The sequence below is a fragment of the Streptomyces sp. NBC_00988 genome, from assembly GCF_045162645.1.
Taxonomy (GTDB): domain Bacteria; phylum Actinomycetota; class Actinomycetes; order Streptomycetales; family Streptomycetaceae; genus Streptomyces.
This window is the reverse complement of record NZ_CP108730.1, coordinates 845,689-863,132: the sequence shown is the minus strand read 5'-3', so window position 1 is coordinate 863,132 and position 17,444 is coordinate 845,689. Positions and strand designations below refer to the sequence as shown.

The following is a 17,444-nucleotide window of genomic DNA, read 5'->3' as shown; positions in this document are numbered from 1 at the left end:
GTCAGTCGAGCTCGCCCGGCAGCCCCTTCTCCTGCTCGCCGAGGGAGTTGCGCATCGTGCGAAGAGCGAGGAGAAGTACGGCGATGTCGTCCAGATACACGGGATCGGGCATCAGATCGGTCGGCAGTACGAAGTAGAGGACGGCACCCCAGAAAACCCATTTGGGGCCGGTCGGAAGCCCTGCGCGCCGCATGGAACGCCGCATGCGGACGAGCCGCACCAGCACTCCGACGGCCACGGCGAGCAGCATCACCGCGAGCACCGCGACGATGACGATCACGGTTGTGGTCGAGTCCACTGGCGCCCCTTTTCCCGGTCCGGCCGCACGGCATGTGCCCTATCCGGATGCCCGGTTACGGCCCCGGTATGGCCGAGGAGGGGAACATCACACCCGAACGCTTCGAAGAGCCTTGACAGCCGTTGACCCCATGTCAGGCACTGGTACGTTTTCACCGTGAACGCGACCAACGGCCCCGGAACCCATGTGCGGATCGGCCTCGACGCCCCGCCACGCGTGGCCAGCCTCGGAGTCGGCGTGCACGGCACGGTCAGCCTGCGTGACGTGTTCCGGCTGCCCGACCTCTGGCAGCTCCACTTGTACCGCTACGAGGCCGAGTTGACCGTCGACGGCGTGGCGCACGAGATCAGGCCCGGCCATGTGAGCCTGGTGCCGCCCGGCGCGCTGGTGCGGTACCACTACCGGGGCCGTTCCGAGCACCTCTTCGCCCACCTGGAACTCCCGTCGACCGGTGAGCGGTTGACCTTTCCCGTGATGCAGGACGCCGGTACCCAGACGCCCGTGCTGACCGACCTGATGCAACGGGCCGTCGCGGCGGCGCCGCGCAACTCCGCCCGTGCGGCAGCCGAGTTGTGGACCGTCCTGTGGCGCGTGGCGGACCTGGCGACCCCGGCCGCGGGCGGAACCACCGGTCCCCACCCGGCATTCGCCCTCGCGGTGGCCCACATCGAGTCGAACCTGGCGGCCCAACTGACCGTCCCCGACGTGGCACACGCGGCCGGCATCTCGCACAACCACCTCATCCGCCTGTTCCGCGCCGAGACCGGCATTACGGTCGTCGCCTACCTCCGGCACCGCCGCATGGAACGCGCCCGGCACCTGCTGCGCGAGTCGACCCTGTCCATCCCGGCGATCGCGGCCGCCGTCGGCATCGGCGATCTGCAGGCCTTCAACAAGGCGTGCCGACGCGAACTGGGGGCTTCACCCAGGGCGGTTCGGGCACGGGTGGGCGGGAGCTGAGGGTCGGGTGTGCGGCCCGGTGTCGTGGCTGCCGAATGTCTCAGTCCCGACCCGCTCCCCGGTACACCTCCAAATCCCCGTCCAGCTCGACCGCCAGGACCGTCGCCGACTCGTCCACGTCGGCTGTACCCGGGGCGTCGATCCACGTCACGCCCGGCACGTCACCGAGCCCGCCGATGACGTCGTGGCCGAGCTCGGCGCCGGTGCCGAGGACCGTGACCCGCTTGACCGGCGTACGCAGGCCGCGCACCGACACCGACTCGCGGGGCGGATCGAAGCACACCAAATACAGCGTGCGGCGGTCGGCGGAGAGGGTGCTGGGGCCGTAGTGGTGCCCGGCGGGCAGACCGGCGACCGTCCCGTACACGGCCTCGGAGTGCCGGGCGATCCACGCGCCGAGCCCCTCAAGTCGCTCCGTCTGCGCGGGCGTTATCGTCCCGTCCTCCCTCGGGCCCACGTCGAGCAGCAGATTGCCGCCCATCCCGATCGTCTCCGTGAAGTAACGCACCAGCTGCCGCACCGACTTGTGATGCTCGTCCCCGTGCTGGAAACCCCATGAGTCGTTGACCGTCAGGCACAACTCCCACGGCCCGTCCGGCGCTTGCAGCGGCACCCCCTGCTCGGGCGTCGCGTAGTCGCCGTAGCTGAGCATGCGGGCGTTGAGGACGGTGTCGGGGTTCCCGGCGAGGATCAGCTCCGCCAACTCCCGCATGCCCCACTGCTCTTCGCTGCGCTCCCACTCGCCGTCGAACCACAACAGATCGGGCCGGAAGCGGTCGACCAGCTCGCCGACCTGGCCGTTGCGGTAGGCGAGGTAGCGGGCCCAGGCGGCCGGGTCCTCGTGGCCGGGCCGTGCGGAGGCATACGGGTTGGTGCGGATCTCCTCGTCGGGCGGCTGAGGATGCATCGTGCTGGCGTAGTCGGGGTGGTTCCAGTCCGAATGGGAGTAGTACAGGCCGACGTTGAGACCCTCCTCGCGCAGCGCCTCCGCGTACGGCCCGATCAGATCGCGGCCCGCCGGGGTGCGGCGGACCACGTCCAGGTCACCGTGGGCCGAGTCCCACAGGGCCACGCCGTCGTGGTGACGTGCGGTCAGCACCGCGTACTTGGCTCCCGCCCGCGCGAACAGCCGTGCCCAGGCCCGCGGTTCGTAGCGTGCGGCGGTGAACCCGTCGAGCTGCCGCATGTACTGGTCGTGCGGGACCTGGCCCGAGTAGAAGGACCAGGACTCCGGCACGCCGTCGACGGCGTAGATCCCGTAGTGGACGAAGATGCCCAACTTGGCATCGCGGAACCAGGGTTGCATCGGCATGTCGCCAAGCTAGGACGGTGTGCGCAGAGGGCGCGTGGGCGGTGATCACCACTGGTGGTCGATTCTCACCATCGGTGTTGCACTGCGTAGGCCCTCGGCGCGGCCGAGGGGCCAGGGCGTCATCTGCGTGACGACGTTTGCCATGGCTCCGAGGCCGACTGCCTACCGCTCCTCGGCCGGGCGGTCACCGTCACTCGGCGGATCAGCGCGGTCGCTGTCGGTCGGTGGTGCGGGGCGCAGTGCCTTCGTCGCGTCCCTCAGCCGGCCGAACGTCCGCTGGAACGAGGACCCGCCCGGCTGGGACGGGGCCCCGGGCACGGAGGCTCCGGCGGAGTCGCGCAGTGCGGCCAGTGCCTCGTTGGCACGGTCCGCGGACTCCCGGTACAGGTCGCGGGACTTCGTCATCGCTTCGAGCGCCTCGGCGTACATGGCCACGAGCCTGCGCTCGCGGGCCAGTTCCTCCTCCAGTGTCATCAGCTTCCACTGCTCGCGCAGCGCCGTGACGGCTTCCTGGCCTCCGTCCGGCAGGGGGCGCGCGGAGGCGGCGTAGCGGCAGAGGACGTCCACGAGTTCGGTGGGCTCGGAGCCGTCGAGGAAGACGCTGCGCACCGAGAACTCACGCACGTCGTAGGAGGGAGCCACCGGACTGGTCGGCAGCACCACGGCACCGCCGCGCGGCACCTGGAAGTCGAACTCGCGGAGCAACGCCCAGTTGACGGACCGTAGTTGATCGGGTGTGGCCCGGTGCTCCACCACGCAGTGCCGGAGACTCGCGGGCAGCAGCCGGGCCAGGGGCTCTCGGCCGTGCGCGTCCGGGGTCATGGCCTCGTGCACGACGACGTGGATGCTCCAGCCGTCCTGCGCACAGCTGCGGAACAGGCGCCGCAGCTCCTTCTCGTCGGAAGGCAGCGGATTGACCTGCCCGAAGCGCAGCCCGGGGACCGTCACCTGGTCCCAGCCGGCGTCTGCACTCTCAGGGTCCTCGGGCCAGAACATGGTCGCGGGGGAGGGCCACCGGGGATCCCAGACCCGCTCGGCCTCCGCGACCAGGAGCCACTCCTGCCCCTCCGCCGAGACGGAGGCGGCAGCGGCAGAACCGGAGCCGGGCTCCGGGATGTGCGGAAGCGTCAGCCGTGCCCGTACGGTCACCGTTCCCTCGACACGCCACCGCGCCTCGAAGACCCGGTCGAGCGGATCACGGACCTGGCCCTGACCGGGGTCGTGCTGCTGATCCTGGTCCTCGTCGGGTTCCAGGTGGTCGTCGATGACCTCGCGGTCCTTGAGCCGTTGCAGCTGTCGCCGTACGACATCCGCGGCGTCGGCGGACCCGACGTGGCGGCCGCGAGCCAGCCACACCGTGTGGGGGATCGTGGGCGGAGCTGTGGAGGAGTTCGACATAGGCCAATCTGCGGGCGGGGGCGGTGCTGACCCACCAGTATCACCGTCGGAGATCTTGGCGGGTCAAGCGGGGGGTCGAGCAGGGGTCGTAGAGTCTCGTATGCCCCGATTTTCCTGGGATACCGCGTGAGCTTACGCGCGGGGTGTGATCGGTTCACTCCGGGCGGCCGGGTTTCACGCGTGCCTCTGACGTGGACCTGTCCGCAGAATGGTGTGGCGGACGGGACCCGCCCACCATCCGCTCGGGGCGGGTCCCTTCCGTGTGCCACCCGGTCTCACCGGTTCCGACGCCTGTCCGTGGCGCCCGGCCGGGACGGGGCGCCCGGTTCGGGCGGGGGCGCGCTGAACCCGGCCGGTACCGAACGGGCGCTCGTCGGGGACGGCGCCTGCAGGGGTACGACCGTCTCCTCGCGCGGCGGCCGGGTGCGCGGCAGCGGCTTGCCGACGACGCGGGTGTGCGTCATCCGCGAGGCACAGGCCGCGCAGACCTCGGCCAGGGTCCACACCTGGCCGACCGCGGGATCGTGGCGCAGCACGAGCAGCACCGAGCCCGAGCAGTCGACCCGGGTCCCCTCGTGCGCCGCGCACCGCTGACGACGGCAGCCGCAGGCCGCGTCGGGGCGTACGGTCGCCGCTCTGACGTGGGCCGCCGCATGGGCTTCGGCGAAGCGGCGCAGGGCCGTGATGTCGCGCGACCGGGCGGGCATGCCGCACCCGGAGGAGCAGCTGACCGAGGCGGTACGGTCGCGGTGACCTGTGATGCGAATAGTCCAGGTACGCCCGGGTCGACGGGCTGACGGGGCGTCAGGGTACGCGAGAGCCAAGACCACAGTTCCTTTGAGTGGAGGTGTTCACGCGGAAGAGGCGCTGAGTTAAGGGCTAGCTGAGTTAAGAACTACCCGTCGTGGGGCAGTTCACATCATTTGCGGACCCCAAGTATTCGTTCGACACCGCGATACGGTCGACGCATGTCTGACGCGCGGCTGACCACCTCCTCCTTCCTCGTCCTCGGCATCATCGACAGACTCGGCGAGGCGAGCCCGTACGACGTGAAGACGGAGGCCGCGCGCACGGTCGCGCCGTTCTGGTCGGTGCCGCACGCGCAGGTGTACGCCCAGTGCGACCGGCTGCTGGAGGCGGGCCTGCTGTCCCAGGTACGGCAGGAAAGCGGCCGAAACCGCCGGGTGTTGACCCTCACCGGCCAGGGCCGGTCCGTCCTCAGGGGCTGGCTGGACGACCCGGAGTTCGTGCCGGTCGAGGCCAGGGAGCGCGGCATTCTGAAGCTGTGGTTCGGCGGCCGGCCCGACGTCCTCGCGCCGGTCCAGCTCGGCGAGCACGAGAAGACCCTGCGGGGCTACGAGGAACTCGCCGAGGGTGTGGGCGAGTTACTGACCCCGGGGCAGCGTGAGGCGCTGGAGTTCGGCATCCGGTACGAGCGGATGATGGTCGACTTCTGGCAGTGGGTACGGCACCGCGACGAACGCGCGCAGGACCGTTGACCCCGACGACGGTCGGCCCTACCGTCTCGATAGTCCAAACGAGACTATTGAGGGCCGGACCGAGGCCCTGACCCAGCAAGGGGGCCGCCGTGCGCCGTCCGACGAACAGCACCTGGCGCCGCGCCACGATGATCGCGGTGACGGTCGTGTGCCTGGCCTACGCGCCGATCGCGATGACCGAACTGTGGCCGTACGCCCGCCCCGGCGCCCCCGCCCTCGGCGAGTGGGTCATGGGCCGCGTCGTCCCCCCGCGCTACGTCACCGACGCCCTCGCGGGCCGCGTCGCCCCCTACCGCCACAGCCTCGTCCCGATGATCGTGCACTCGGTCCTCGGCGGCGCCCTGATGCTCCTCGGCCCCGCCCAACTCCTCACCGCCGCACGCCGACGCACCCGCCTGCACCGCACGCTGGGCGTGGTCTTCGCGGTCACGGTGTACGTCTCGATGGCCGGCGCCGGTATCTACCTGGCGCGCACGGCCCCCAAGGACGCGTTCAGCGGCCCCGCGTTCTGGATCGTGCTCGCCACCCTCCTGGTCGGCACCGTCATGAGCGTGACCTTCGGCATCCTCGCCGCGGTCGGCGGACACCCCGACCTGCACCAGCGCTGGATGCTCCTCTGCTACGGATTCCTCCTCACCGCACCGCTGCTGCGCCTCGAATGGGGCTTCCTGCCCCGGCTGTTGCCCGGCCTGACCATGGAACAGATCAACCAGGTCGCGATCATGCACCTGGGCTCGGTGGTCGTGTTCGGCGCGCTGATCGCCTCGCGCGTACGGGACCGCCGTACGACGGTGGAGGGCGTGTCGGGTTCCTGGGCGCCGCTGCCCGTGCTCGCCGTCGCGCAACTCGCCGGTGCGGCCGCCCTGTTGTGGATCGCGCGCTCGTATCTCGACTTCGGCGCGACCGGACGGCGACTGCTGTGGGCCTATCTCCTTCCCTACGCGGTCAGTTACGCCGTGATGGCCGTCAATGCCCGCCGGGCCGGACGGCAGGGGCGGTTCTGGGCGCGGGAGGAGTGGCGGCTGCACCTGACGGCCCTGAGCCTGGCCCCGGTGCTGTCGATCGGCGCGGCCCCGGTCTTCCAACACGCCCTCGGCCTCGACCGGTTGACGGCCCTGTCCGCCGGTGTCGCCATCGGCTGCGGCATGCTCGCCTTCGCCGCGACGACGGTCGTGAGCCTGCGCGTGATGTACGGCCGTGAACTGCTGAAGCGGACCGCCCTCGCCGCCTCGGCCCCAACGTCCCGCCTGGCCACGCCGGTTGCGCAGGGCCGCCCATGACGAACGGGCCGGCTGTAGTGCCGGCCTTCCGGGCATCGAGCGTGGACTGGGCGTCCGGACCGGCCCTCGGCCTCGTCTGCATGCTGACCGGCCTGCTTCTCGCGGGTGCGAGTGGGCGTCCGCTGCTCGGTTCGGTCAGTGGGGATAGGCGCGTGGTGGCCGCTGCCGGGGCAGTTCGTCGCGGAACTCCTCGATGAGTGAACTGACTTGGCGGATGAGCGCGGTCCGCTCCAGCCGGTCGAGGTAGAGGTTCCGGCGCGCGAGGCCCGGTGCGTCCACGCAGAAGTACAGCGCCATCAGCGGATTGATGAACAGCTCGCCGCCGCGCGTGCGTTCGGTGAAACGGACGTCGCCGAAGTCCCCGCGCACGGCCGCCGCCACGGAACCGTTGACGATGCTCGGATGGTCCGGAGTGGACTCCTGGGCGTGCGCCACCGCATCGAGATACAGCTGCCCCTCGCGGCTCTCACGCGGGAGAGAGAACGCGCCGAGATAGGCACCCTCGCGATCGAGCGCGGCCAGATTCTCCAGCACCAGCGAGTGGTTGACGCCGTGATACGCGTCCACACCGAACCCGAGGCACGCCACCAGCCGCACCGGCACCTCGTCCAGCCCGTTCACCGCCGCGAGGCTGACCATGTCCTCCTCCGGGGTGCCCAACCCGTGCTCGTCGCCCCGCATCAGGATGTCGGTGCCGCCGTCCACCAGCACGACGGCGTCGACACCGCCGAGATGCCTGATCAGCGTGCGGTACGCGTCCCGCAGCGGCCCCACACCGGTCAGGGGGAACGCGTACACGGTCGACGGCAGGTCGTGCAGGTCGAGCCAGCGGGCGAGGGACCGCTCGGGGAAGTAGTCGCCCCGGGCCTCCGTGTCCGGGCGTACGGCGGCGACGTCCCGGTCCACCCACACGTCCTGGTCGAGGCCGTACAGATCGGCGAAGGACAGGTTCGCGAGGTGCACCTCCTTGCCGGCCGAGCGCAGCGCGAGGGCCAGCGGCAGCCCGGCGTAGACGTCGAAGCCGCCGCCCGCACCGGCGACGAGGATCCGGCGGGCGTCGCGCAGACGGCTGAGGAACGGGGGTTCGAGGAGGGAGAACACCGGGGGACGTTAGCAGGCCCGTACGCCATGATGGGCGGGTGGACTTCGAACCGTACCGGGGCGAACTGGTGGCGTACTGCTATCGGATGCTGGCCTCGTTCCACGAGGCCGAAGACCTGGTGCAGGAGACGATGCTGCGCGCGTGGAAGGCCCGCGACCGGTACGACCCCGCCCGCGCGTCCGTGCGCACCTGGCTCTACCGCATCGCCACCAACGTCTGCCTCACCGCGCTCGAAGGACGGGCGCGCCGCCCCCTGCCGTCCGGCCTCGGCGCACCGGGCGAGGACCCCGGAACACCGCTCACGCCCGCGACCGACATCCCCTGGCTGCAGCCCTTCCCCGACGCGCGCTACGACATGGAGGCCCGCGCCGACATGCGGCTGGCCCTCGTCGTCGCCCTGCAACGGCTGCCCGCGCGCCAGCGGGCCGTACTCGTGCTGCGCGAGGTGCTCCAGTTCAACGCCGCCGAGGTCGCCGACCAGCTCGACACCACCGTCCCGGCCGTCAACAGCACACTCCAGCGTGCCCGCGCCGCCCTCACGGACGTGGGTGACGGCGACGCGATCGCCGAACCGGACGACCCCGAGGCCCGCGAGGTCGTCGACCGCTACCTGCGGGCGTTCGAGGCGGCCGATGTCCCCGCCCTGGTACGGCTGTTGGCCGACGCCGTGGTCCTGGAGATGCCGCCGGTCCCGCTCTGGTTCCGAGGCACCGAGCACTATGGCGCGTTCATGCACCGGGTCTTCGAACTCCGGGGAACGGACTGGGCGTTGAGGCGTCTGGTCGCCAACGGCCAGCCCGCGCTGGCCGCGTACGCACAGGACCCCGCAGGCGATCACCGTCTGCACAGCCTCCAGGTCTTCGCGGTCACCGGCGACCGCATCACCCGCAATGTCGTCTTCACCGATCCGCAGGTACTGGACACCTTCGACCTGCCACGACGGATTCCCTCGAACTGACCCCGCTCGCGGCGATGAGTTCGGCCGACGCCACCGGTACGTACCGGTGAGCACCGACCGAAAGGACACCCATCATGAGCGTCATCGTCATCCAGTTCAACACCCTGGACGGGATCGTCTCCGACCCCGACGGGTCCGACGGCACCCCGGACGGCGGCTGGATCTTCCGCTACGGCCGTGAGGAGATCGACGGCGACAAGTTCCGGCTTGGCAGCGCCCTCGACGGCGGGGTCATGCTGCTCGGCCGCAGGACCTGGGAGGCGTTCTCGCGGCTGTGGCCGGGCCGCGACGACGAGTTCTCCGCGCGCATGAACGCCGGGGCGAAGCTGGTCGCGTCCCGCACCCTGACCGATGTGTCGGCGTGGACGAATTCGAGCGTCCTCGACGGCGACCTTGTCGACGCCGTGAAGCGCGAGGAGCGGGATGTGATCGTCATCGGCAGCCTGCCCGTCGTCCGCACGCTGATGGCGGAGGACCTGGTCGACGAGTACCGGCTGATCACCTTCCCCACGGTCCTCGGCACCGGCGAACGGCTCTTCCCGGCGGGCGGTCCGCCCCTCCACCTGGAGTGCCAGGAGATCGAGAAGACGGCCCACACCGTGTTCGCACGGTACGGGAGGGCGCCGCGCTGACATGCGCGAGGGGCCCGGCGGTACGGCCGCCGGGCCCCTCGGTGTCAGCTGCGCGGGAGTGAGGCTTACGCGCCGCTCGCCCGGAGCATGTCCTCACGCTCGACGATCTTCACGCGCTCGCGGCCCTGCGGCTCGCCCAACGCCTTCTCGGCGGCGTCGAGTTGGTACCAGCCGTCCCAGGTGGTGAAGCGGACGTCGCGCTCGGCGAAGAACGCCTCCACGGCCTCCGGGTCGGGCGAAACAGGCGTGTGCAGACGACCGTTGGCGTGGTCGTCGAGCAGGTTGGCGACCGTCTCGTTGGCGTCGCCCTTGGTGTGGCCGATCAGGCCGACCGGGCCGCGCCGGATCCAGCCGGTGACGTACGTCGACTGGAGGTGCTCGCCGGTCTCCTGGATGACCCGGCCGCCCTCGTCGGGGACGGTGCCGGAGTCGATGTCCCAGGGGAGCTTGGGGAGTTTGTCGGAGAGGTAGCCGACCGCGCGGTAGATCGCGGTGACGTCCCAGTCCTTGAACTCGCCGGTGCCCTTGACGTTGCCGGTGCCGTCCAGCGCGGTGCGCTCGGTGCGCAGGCCGATGACCTTGCCGTCCTCGCCGAGGATCTCGGACGGGGACTCGAAGAAGTGCAGGAACAGCTTGTGCGGGCGGTCGCCGACATCGCGGATCGCCCAGTTCTCCAGGGTCTTGGCGACCATGTCGGCCTGCTTGTTGCCGCGCCGGGTGGTGATCGAGCCCTCGTCGTAGTCGATGTCCTCGGGGTCGACGATGACCTCGATGTTCGGCGAGTGGTCCAGCTCCCGCAGCTCCATCGGGGAGAACTTCGCCTGCGCCGGGCCGCGGCGGCCGAAGACGTGGACCTCCAGGGCCTTGTTGGCCTTGAGGCCCTCGTGGACGTTCGGTGGGATCTCGGTCGGCAGCAGCTCGTCGCCGGTCTTGGCGAGGATGCGGGCCACGTCGAGAGCCACGTTGCCGACGCCGAGGACGGCGACCTTCTCGGCCTCCAGGGGCCAGGTGCGCGGGACGTCCGGGTGGCCGTCGTACCAGGAGACGAAGTCGGCGGCGCCGTAGGAACCGTCGAGCTCGATGCCCGGTATCGACATGTCGCGGTCGGCCGTCGCGCCGGTGGAGAAGACCACCGCGTCGTAGAAGCTGCGCAGGTCGTCCAGGCTGATGTCGGTCGGGTAGTCGACGTTGCCGAAGAGGCGGATCTGCGGCTTGTCGAGGACCTGGTGCAGGGCGTTGATGATGCCCTTGATGCGCGGGTGGTCGGGGGCGACGCCGTACCGGATCAGGCCGAAGGGCGCGGGCATCCGCTCGAAGAGGTCGATGGACACGCCGGGTTCGGCGGCCACCTCGGACTTGAGCAGGGCGTCGGCGGCGTAGATCCCGGCGGGGCCGGCTCCGACGATGGCTACCCGCAGGGGGCGCGGCATGATCAGGTTCCCTTCGAGCGAAAACAAGCGACTCGACGGGAAGCCTAAACTAAGGCATGCCTAAGTCGGTATGCGGGTCCGGTCTATGACCTCATAAGGCCGGTTTATGAGGCGCCCAAGGGTGACGTTCGGCCGGTGTATGGAATGGACGGGGGTTTTCTCAGCCCGCCGGGCGGATGTGCACCACGTCCTGGACCACCTCGGGCGGCGTGCTGAGCAACTGGAACATGACCCGGGCGACCGTCGCCGAGGGGAGCGGCTTCATGGCTCCCACCCTGGTCAGATAGCCGTCCGCCTCCCATATCGGGGCCGCGCGCTGCCGGTCCTCGCCGGGGAAGTTCTCGATGAAGGCGCTGTCCGAGATCGAGCCAAGGATCACCAGGGCGACCCGGATTCCGTCGCCCCGCAGCTCCTTGTGCATCGCGGCGGTGAAGCCGTTCAGGCCGTGCTTGCTCGCCGCGTACATCGCCATCAGCGGCATGTGGTCCAGCGTGATCTCGGAGGAGATGTTGAGAATGTCACCACCTCCCGCCGCCCGCAGCAGCGGCACCGCCGAGCGGATCGTGTGGATCGGGCCCAGGAGGTTGGTGCCGATGCAGCTGTGGATGTCCTCGTCAGCGATGTCCTCGATGGCGCGGATACGGGCGACGCCGGCGCTGTTCACCAGGATGTCCATCCGCCCGAACCGCTCCTCGACCTGAGCGAACGCCGTGCGGACGCTGTCGCCGCTGCTGACGTCGGTCGGGATCGTCAGCACCGAGCCCGGCATCTCCCGCGCGGCAGCCTCCAGCCGGTCGGCGCGCCGCGCGAGCAGCACCACCTGTGCCCCGTTCTCGGCGAGCTGCGCCCCGACGGCCCGCCCGACACCGGTCGAACCTCCGCTGATCACGGCGACCTTGCCCTGCATCGTGCCTGCCATGACGGCCTCCCCGGCGAGACGTTGACGAGACGGCGTGAGCTGTGACGAACAAGCGAGAGGCTACCTCTCGATAATTGAGAACGCCATAATCATCACAGGAGATCGGCCTTACGTCGCGGGCGGCCCCGCCCGGAAGTTGGCAACAGGCTGCTTCCGTGCGGGAAACGGCTCGGAAATGCCCGCGCGGTTTCCTCGGGAGAAATCGAGATTCACATCAGGAAACCCCGGATGCTGGGAGCCTCCCATGGCGATGGACACCGCAGCCGCACCGCCCACGATCACCGACCCGGCACGGACGACTGACCCCGCACCCGACCTCGCCGCCCAAGTCCGCGCCGACGGCATCGAGTTCGTCCTGGCCGTCTTCGTCGACCTCGCGGGCAAACCCTGCGCCAAACTCGTCCCCGTCGAGGCGGTCGAGGAACTCCAGTCCGACGGCGTCGGATTCGCGGGCTACGCGGCAGGCGCCCTCGGCCAGCAGCCCAGCGACCCGGACGTCATCGCACTCCCGGACGTCACCTCGTACACCCCGCTGCCCTTTGTACGCCCGGGACTTGCCCTCGTGCACTGCGACCCGCACGTCGAGGGCGAGCCCTGGCCGTACGCACCCCGGATCATCCTGCGCGCCGTACTGGCGCGAGCCGCCGAGCTCGGGCTGTCCCTCGCGGTCGGCGCGGAGATCGAGTACTTCCTCGTGAACCGCGACGAACACGGCACGCTCTCCGTCGCCGACAGCCGCGACACCGCCGCCCAACCCTGTTACGACGCCCGCGGGTTGACCCGGATGTACGACCACCTCACCGCCGTCTCCAAGGCGATGAACTCCCTCGGCTGGGGCAACTACGCCAACGACCACGAGGACGGCAACGGCCAGTTCGAGCAGAACTTCGCCTACGCCGACGCCCTCACCACCGCCGACCGGGTCATCACCATGCGGTACCTGGTGTCGGTGCTGGCCGAACAGCGGGGCATGACAGCCACGTTCATGCCGAAGCCGTTCACCGACCGCACCGGCTCCGGGATGCACATGCACCTGTCGCTGTGGCGGGGGAGCGACCCCGCCTTCCCCGACGCCTCTGACACCCGAGGCCTCGGCCTGTCCCCGCTCGCCTACTCCTTCGTCGGCGGCATCCTCGACCACGCCCGTGCCCTCCAGGCCGTCATCGCGCCCACCGTCAACTCGTACAAGCGCACCGGCGCGGTCTCGACCCGCTCGGGCGCCACCTGGTCACCTCGCAAGGCCGGCTACGGCGGCAACGACCGCACCCACTTCGTCCGCGTCCCCGACGGCAACCGCGTCGAACTGCGCGGCGGCGACGGCTCCGCCAACCCCTACCTCGCGGCAGCCGCAGCGCTGGCCGCCGGACTCGACGGCATCGAGCGCGGCCTCGACCCCGGCGAACCGGGAGACGCGGCGGCCACGGCGGCCCGCCCCGAACTGCCGCCGACCCTGCTGCACGCCGTGGAAGCACTGGCCGCCGACCCGGTGATCGGCGGGGCTCTCGACGCGGCGGGCCCGGGAGTCAGCGAGTACTTCGGCGAGGTCAAACGCCAGGAGTTCTTCGACTGGCACGGCACGGTGGGCGCCTGGGAGTTGGACCGCTACCTCACCGCTTTCTGACCCATCTGTCCCATCTCGTGTCGCATCTGGTCATGAGGAGAGCCGCATGTGCGGAATCGTCGGGCTCCATCTGCGTGAGCCCTCCCTCGAACCCCGGCTCGGTGAACTGCTCACCGCGATGCTGGGCCAAGTCGTAGAACGCGGCCCGGACTCGGCGGGCGTAGCGGTCTACGGCGACCCGCGCCTGTCGCCGCCCGGGCGTGCCGTCGTCTCGCTGCTGGGGGTGACTCCGGAGGAGGTTTCAACGGCCTTGCCGGGTGCGGGGGTTGTCGCCGCCGACGCCACGACAGTCGTCCACGCGGACTCGCCGGTCGCCGAGTTGCTCGCCACCATCGCCACCGCGCTGCCGCACGCCACCGTCATCGGCTCGGGGGAGGGGTTCGCCGTCCTCAAGGGCACCGGAAATCCCGTCCAGTTGGCCGAGTCGTTCGGGCTCGCCGGAGTGACCGGCTACCAGGGCGTAGGCCACACCCGGATGGCCACGGAGTCGGCCGTCACCCCCGAGGGCGCACACCCCTTCTCCGTCGGCCCCGGTCAATGCCTGGTCCACAACGGGTCGTTCGCCAACCACGCCACCATCCGACGTGAACTCCGGGCCCAGGGCGTGGAGTTCGACAGCGAGAACGACTCCGAGGTCGGCGCCCGCTTCGTCGCCCACCACCTCGCCCGTGGCGCCGACCTGGAGAAGGCGCTGCGGCTGCTGTGCGAACGGTTCGACGGTTTCTACACGCTGCTGGTCTCCACCACCGACTCCTTCGCGGTGGTCCGCGACGCCATCGCCTGCAAGCCCGCGCTGGTCGCCGAGACCGACACCTGGGTGGCGATGGCCTCCGAGTACCGCGCCCTGGACGTCCTGCCGGGCATCGAGAACGCCCGCATCTTCGAACCCGAGCCGGAAGAGGTGTACGTATGGCAGCGCTGACCGGGGTGGAGGTCGCCGACCTCGCGTCCTCCACCGTCCGCGATCTCAACCAGGCGCTCCACGCCCCCCAACCGGCCCCGGCCTGGCGGGTGTTGAACTCCCGAGGCGCCCACAGCGTCGCCTGCGGTCTCAAGGACGAGGTGACCGTCGACGTCGAGGGCCACGTCGGCTACTACTGCGCCGGCATGAACCAGCACGCCACGGTCACCGTGCACGGCAACGCCGGAGTCGGGGTCGCCGAGAACATGATGTCCGGCACGGTCCGGGTGTGCGGCGACGCCTCCCAGTCCGCCGGGGCCACCGCACACGGCGGGCTGTTGGTGATCGAGGGCAACGCGGCGGCCCGGTGCGGGATTTCGATGAAGGGCGTGGACATCGTCGTCGGCGGGAACGTCGGACACATGAGCGCGTTCATGGGACAGGCGGGACGGCTGGTGGTCTGCGGCGACGCGGGTGATGCCCTCGGTGACTCCCTCTACGAGGCCCGCATCTACGTCAAGGGCGTGGTCAAGTCCCTCGGCGCGGACTGCGTGGAGAAGGAGATGCGGGACGAACACCTCGCGGAACTGGCCGAGTTGCTGAAGGCGGCGGAGTCCGACGAGGACCCGGCCGACTTCCGCCGCTACGGCTCGGCCCGGCAGCTGTATCACTTCACGGTCGACAACTCGACGGCGTACTGAGGGAGTTGCATCGTTCATGGACTTCGCGTCCCACGGCCTGCGCGAGTCGGCCACCTTCGACCGCGCCACCATCCACGCCATCCAACGGGCCGCCGCGACCGGCGTCTACGACATCCGGGGCTGGGGCGCGAAGCGACCCCTCCCGCACTTCGACGACCTGCTCTTCCTCGGCGCCAGCATGTCCCGCTACCCGCTGGAGGGTTACCGCGAGCGCTGCGACACCGACGTCGTCCTCGGCGCGCGCAACGCCAAGTACCCGCTGCACCTGGACATCCCGGTCACCATCGCCGGCATGAGCTTCGGCGCGCTGTCCGCGAACGCCAAGGAGGCGCTCGGGCGCGGGGCGAGCGCGGCCGGCACCTCCACCACCACCGGCGACGGCGGCATGACCCCTGAGGAACGCGGGCAGTCCAAACACCTCGTCTACCAGTACCTGCCGTCCCGCTACGGCATGAACCCCGACGACCTCCGCAAGGCCGACGCCATCGAAGTGGTCCTCGGCCAGGGTGCCAAGCCCGGCGGCGGTGGCATGCTGCTCGGTCAGAAGATCACCGACCGGGTGGCCGGGATGCGCACCCTGCCCGTCGGCGTCGACCAGCGCAGCGCCTGCCGCCACCCCGACTGGACCGGTCCGGACGACCTCACCATCAAGATCGGCGAACTCCGTGAGATCACCGACTGGGAGAAGCCGATCTACGTCAAGGTCGGCGCGACACGCACCTATTACGACGTGAAGCTCGCCGTCCACGCGGGCGCCGACGTCGTGGTCGTCGACGGCATGCAGGGCGGCACAGCCGCCACCCAGGACGTGTTCATCGAGCACGTAGGCATCCCGACCCTCGCCGCGATTCCCCAGGCGGTGCAGGCACTTCGGGAACTCGGCGTCCACCGCGAGGTCCAACTCATCGTCTCCGGCGGCATCCGCACCGGCGCCGACGTCGCCAAGGCCATCGCGCTCGGCGCGGACGCGGTCGCCATCGGGACCGCCGCCCTGATCGCCCTCGGCGACAACCACCCCCGCCACGACGCCGAGTACCGCCGACTCGGCTCAGCGGCCGGCTACTTCGACGACTTCCAGGACGGCCGCGACCCGGCCGGCATCTCCACCCAGGACGAGGAACTCGCCGCCCGCCTCGACCCGGTCGAAGGCGGACGCAGACTCGCCAACTACCTCCGCGTCCTCACCATGGAGGCCCAGACCCTCGCCCGCGCCTGCGGCAAGGCGCACCTCCACCACCTGGAGCCCGAGGACCTGGTCGCCCTCACCATCGAGTCCGCCGCCATGGCCCGCGTCCCCCTCGCCGGCACCGACTGGATCCCCGGCACCTCCGGAGCCGCCCTGTGATCGCCGTCGTAGGAGCGGGCCTCATGGGCGCGGCCACGGCCTGGCAACTCGCCCGGCAAGGCCACGAGGTCACCCTCATCGAGGCCAACGAGACCGGCCACAAGTCCGGCAGCTCCCACGGCAGTTCACGCATCTACCGCCGCGCCTACGCCGACCCCCTCTACGTCCGCCTGACCGGCGAGGCCCGCGAACTCTGGCAGGAGCTGGAGCGCGACACAGGCACCCAACTGCTGCGCCTCACCGGTGGCTTGGACTTCGGCGCGGGCCGCGACCCGGAAGGCATCGCCGACATCCTGGCGGCAGCCGCCGTACCGCACGAACTGCTGACCGCGGCCGAAGCGACGGACCGTTGGCCGCAGTTCCGCTTCGACGGTCCTGTGCTCCACCACCCGGACGCGGGCACGGTCGACGCCGACGCGACGGTGGCCGCCGCCGTACGACGGGCCGCCGAACTGGGTGCCCGCGTCCTCACCGGCGTCCGTGTCACCGGTGCGGAGGTCCGCAACGACGGTCGTGTTGCCCTGAGTTCGGACGGCCCCACTGTCGTCGCCGGCACGGTCGTGATCGCGTCCGGCGCCTGGCTGCCCCAACTCGCCGCCCCACTAGGCATTCCCGAGCCCCTGCCGCCCCTCCGGGTGACCCAACAGCAGGTGTTCCACTTCCGCCGCCGCGACCCGTCAGTGAACTGGCCTGTCTTCGTCCACAAGGACGAACTGAACCTCTACGGCCTCCCCTCCGGCAGCGACGGCGGACCGCTCCCGGCGTTGAAGGTCGCCCAGCACGACGAGGGCACCCCCACAACTGCGGACACCCGCACCGGCATTGTCGATCCGGCCTCGCGCGACAAGGTCACCGCGTGGGTGGAACGTACGCTCCCGGGCCTGGACCCCACACCCGTCGCCGAGGCGAGCTGCCTCTACACCACCACCCCCGACGAGGACTTCGTGCTCGACCGGAGCGGCCCCTTCGTGGTCGTCTCCCCGTGCTCGGGCCACGGAGCCAAGTTCACGCCACTCGTCGGCAGGATGGCCGCCGACCTCGCCCTGGGCCGTGCCGAGCCCCACCCACGCTTCGCGCTCGGCCGATGA

The 17,444-nt window shown here is 70.5% G+C and carries 17 protein-coding genes; 10 read left to right on the top strand and 7 right to left on the bottom strand.

Annotated elements, in window-relative coordinates:
- Window position 1: 1 nt before the first annotated feature.
- The gene (locus OG496_RS04030) at window positions 2-298 is read right to left on the bottom strand and encodes a YkvA family protein (RefSeq protein WP_405969597.1); all 297 of its coding nucleotides are present in this window, start codon (window positions 296-298) and stop codon (window positions 2-4) included.
- A 156-nt stretch (window positions 299-454) separates the two neighbouring features.
- Here OG496_RS04030 and OG496_RS04025 point away from each other — a divergent pair, with 156 nt between their 5' ends.
- Window positions 455-1,258: a helix-turn-helix domain-containing protein gene (locus OG496_RS04025; RefSeq protein WP_405969596.1), complete on the top strand. Its 804-nt coding sequence runs from the start codon at window positions 455-457 to the stop codon at window positions 1,256-1,258.
- A 40-nt stretch (window positions 1,259-1,298) separates the two neighbouring features.
- Here the strand turns inward: OG496_RS04025 and OG496_RS04020 are convergent, their stop codons facing one another.
- From OG496_RS04020 to OG496_RS04010, 3 genes are all read right to left on the bottom strand, one after another.
- Complete coding sequence (locus OG496_RS04020; protein ID WP_405969595.1) at window positions 1,299-2,570, bottom strand: alpha-L-fucosidase; 1,272 nt, start codon at window positions 2,568-2,570, stop codon at window positions 1,299-1,301.
- 162 nt (window positions 2,571-2,732) lie between these two features.
- Complete coding sequence (locus OG496_RS04015; RefSeq protein ID WP_405969594.1) at window positions 2,733-3,968, bottom strand: hypothetical protein; 1,236 nt, start codon at window positions 3,966-3,968, stop codon at window positions 2,733-2,735.
- 275 nt (window positions 3,969-4,243) lie between these two features.
- Window positions 4,244-4,675: a hypothetical protein gene (locus tag OG496_RS04010; RefSeq protein WP_405969593.1), complete on the bottom strand. Its 432-nt coding sequence runs from the start codon at window positions 4,673-4,675 to the stop codon at window positions 4,244-4,246.
- A gap of 261 nt (window positions 4,676-4,936) precedes the next feature.
- On the opposite strand from OG496_RS04010, the gene OG496_RS04005 reads away from it, so the two are divergent.
- Both OG496_RS04005 and OG496_RS04000 read left to right on the top strand, forming a co-directional pair.
- Entirely contained in the window at window positions 4,937-5,467 is a 531-nt protein-coding gene (locus tag OG496_RS04005; RefSeq protein WP_366492626.1) for a PadR family transcriptional regulator, read from the top strand.
- Between the two features lie 89 nt (window positions 5,468-5,556).
- Complete coding sequence (locus OG496_RS04000) at window positions 5,557-6,747, top strand: DUF2306 domain-containing protein (protein ID WP_405969592.1); 1,191 nt, start codon at window positions 5,557-5,559, stop codon at window positions 6,745-6,747.
- Window positions 6,748-6,882: 135 nt separating this feature from the next.
- Here the strand turns inward: OG496_RS04000 and OG496_RS03995 are convergent, their stop codons facing one another.
- Window positions 6,883-7,848, bottom strand: a complete 966-nt coding sequence (locus OG496_RS03995) for a DUF1152 domain-containing protein (RefSeq protein WP_405969591.1) — start codon at window positions 7,846-7,848, stop codon at window positions 6,883-6,885.
- 38 nt (window positions 7,849-7,886) lie between these two features.
- Between OG496_RS03995 and OG496_RS03990 the strand changes: the two genes are divergently transcribed.
- Both OG496_RS03990 and OG496_RS03985 read left to right on the top strand, forming a co-directional pair.
- A complete protein-coding gene (locus OG496_RS03990; RefSeq protein ID WP_405969590.1) occupies window positions 7,887-8,807 on the top strand; it encodes a sigma-70 family RNA polymerase sigma factor in 921 nt (306 codons plus the stop codon).
- Between the two features lie 74 nt (window positions 8,808-8,881).
- Window positions 8,882-9,439, top strand: a complete 558-nt coding sequence (locus OG496_RS03985; protein ID WP_405969589.1) for a dihydrofolate reductase family protein — start codon at window positions 8,882-8,884, stop codon at window positions 9,437-9,439.
- Between the two features lie 65 nt (window positions 9,440-9,504).
- Here the strand turns inward: OG496_RS03985 and OG496_RS03980 are convergent, their stop codons facing one another.
- Together OG496_RS03980 and OG496_RS03975 are read right to left on the bottom strand one after the other, a co-directional pair.
- Window positions 9,505-10,869 carry an FAD-dependent oxidoreductase gene (locus OG496_RS03980; protein WP_405969588.1) on the bottom strand — a complete coding sequence of 455 codons (1,365 nt, stop codon included), beginning with the start codon at window positions 10,867-10,869 and terminating at the stop codon, window positions 9,505-9,507.
- 160 nt (window positions 10,870-11,029) lie between these two features.
- Window positions 11,030-11,788 (bottom strand): SDR family oxidoreductase, encoded by a 759-nt coding sequence (locus tag OG496_RS03975; RefSeq protein ID WP_405969587.1) that lies wholly within the window; start codon window positions 11,786-11,788, stop codon window positions 11,030-11,032.
- Window positions 11,789-12,032: 244 nt separating this feature from the next.
- Here OG496_RS03975 and glnT point away from each other — a divergent pair, with 244 nt between their 5' ends.
- From glnT to OG496_RS03950, 5 genes are read left to right on the top strand one after another with little or no spacing between them, the layout of a single operon-like run.
- Complete coding sequence (gene glnT / locus OG496_RS03970; RefSeq protein ID WP_405969586.1) at window positions 12,033-13,409, top strand: type III glutamate--ammonia ligase; 1,377 nt, start codon at window positions 12,033-12,035, stop codon at window positions 13,407-13,409.
- A gap of 46 nt (window positions 13,410-13,455) precedes the next feature.
- Window positions 13,456-14,331: a glutamine amidotransferase gene (locus OG496_RS03965; RefSeq protein ID WP_405969585.1), complete on the top strand. Its 876-nt coding sequence runs from the start codon at window positions 13,456-13,458 to the stop codon at window positions 14,329-14,331.
- A complete protein-coding gene (locus OG496_RS03960; protein WP_405969584.1) occupies window positions 14,319-15,011 on the top strand; it encodes a glutamate synthase in 693 nt (230 codons plus the stop codon). The genes OG496_RS03965 and OG496_RS03960 overlap by 13 nt, the downstream gene beginning before the upstream one ends.
- Window positions 15,012-15,027: 16 nt before the next feature.
- Entirely contained in the window at window positions 15,028-16,356 is a 1,329-nt protein-coding gene (locus OG496_RS03955) for an FMN-binding glutamate synthase family protein (RefSeq protein ID WP_405969583.1), read from the top strand.
- Entirely contained in the window at window positions 16,353-17,444 is a 1,092-nt protein-coding gene (locus OG496_RS03950) for an FAD-dependent oxidoreductase (protein WP_405969582.1), read from the top strand. The genes OG496_RS03955 and OG496_RS03950 overlap by 4 nt, the downstream gene beginning before the upstream one ends.

Bases quoted from the DNA above. Each gene is read 5' to 3' on its own strand.
- OG496_RS04020 (WP_405969595.1), bottom strand. From the start codon at position 2,570: ATGCCGATGCAACCCTGGTTCCGCGATGCCAAGTTGGGCATCTTCGTC.
- OG496_RS04015 (WP_405969594.1), bottom strand. From the start codon at position 3,968: ATGTCGAACTCCTCCACAGCTCCGCCCACGATCCCCCACACGGTGTGG.
- OG496_RS04010 (WP_405969593.1), bottom strand. From the start codon at position 4,675: ATGCCCGCCCGGTCGCGCGACATCACGGCCCTGCGCCGCTTCGCCGAA.
- OG496_RS04005 (WP_366492626.1), top strand. From the start codon at position 4,937: ATGTCTGACGCGCGGCTGACCACCTCCTCCTTCCTCGTCCTCGGCATC.
- OG496_RS03985 (WP_405969589.1), top strand. From the start codon at position 8,882: ATGAGCGTCATCGTCATCCAGTTCAACACCCTGGACGGGATCGTCTCC.
- OG496_RS03980 (WP_405969588.1), bottom strand. From the start codon at position 10,869: ATGCCGCGCCCCCTGCGGGTAGCCATCGTCGGAGCCGGCCCCGCCGGG.
- OG496_RS03975 (WP_405969587.1), bottom strand. From the start codon at position 11,788: ATGGCAGGCACGATGCAGGGCAAGGTCGCCGTGATCAGCGGAGGTTCG.
- glnT (WP_405969586.1), top strand. From the start codon at position 12,033: ATGGCGATGGACACCGCAGCCGCACCGCCCACGATCACCGACCCGGCA.
- OG496_RS03965 (WP_405969585.1), top strand. From the start codon at position 13,456: ATGTGCGGAATCGTCGGGCTCCATCTGCGTGAGCCCTCCCTCGAACCC.
- OG496_RS03960 (WP_405969584.1), top strand. From the start codon at position 14,319: ATGGCAGCGCTGACCGGGGTGGAGGTCGCCGACCTCGCGTCCTCCACC.
- OG496_RS03955 (WP_405969583.1), top strand. From the start codon at position 15,028: ATGGACTTCGCGTCCCACGGCCTGCGCGAGTCGGCCACCTTCGACCGC.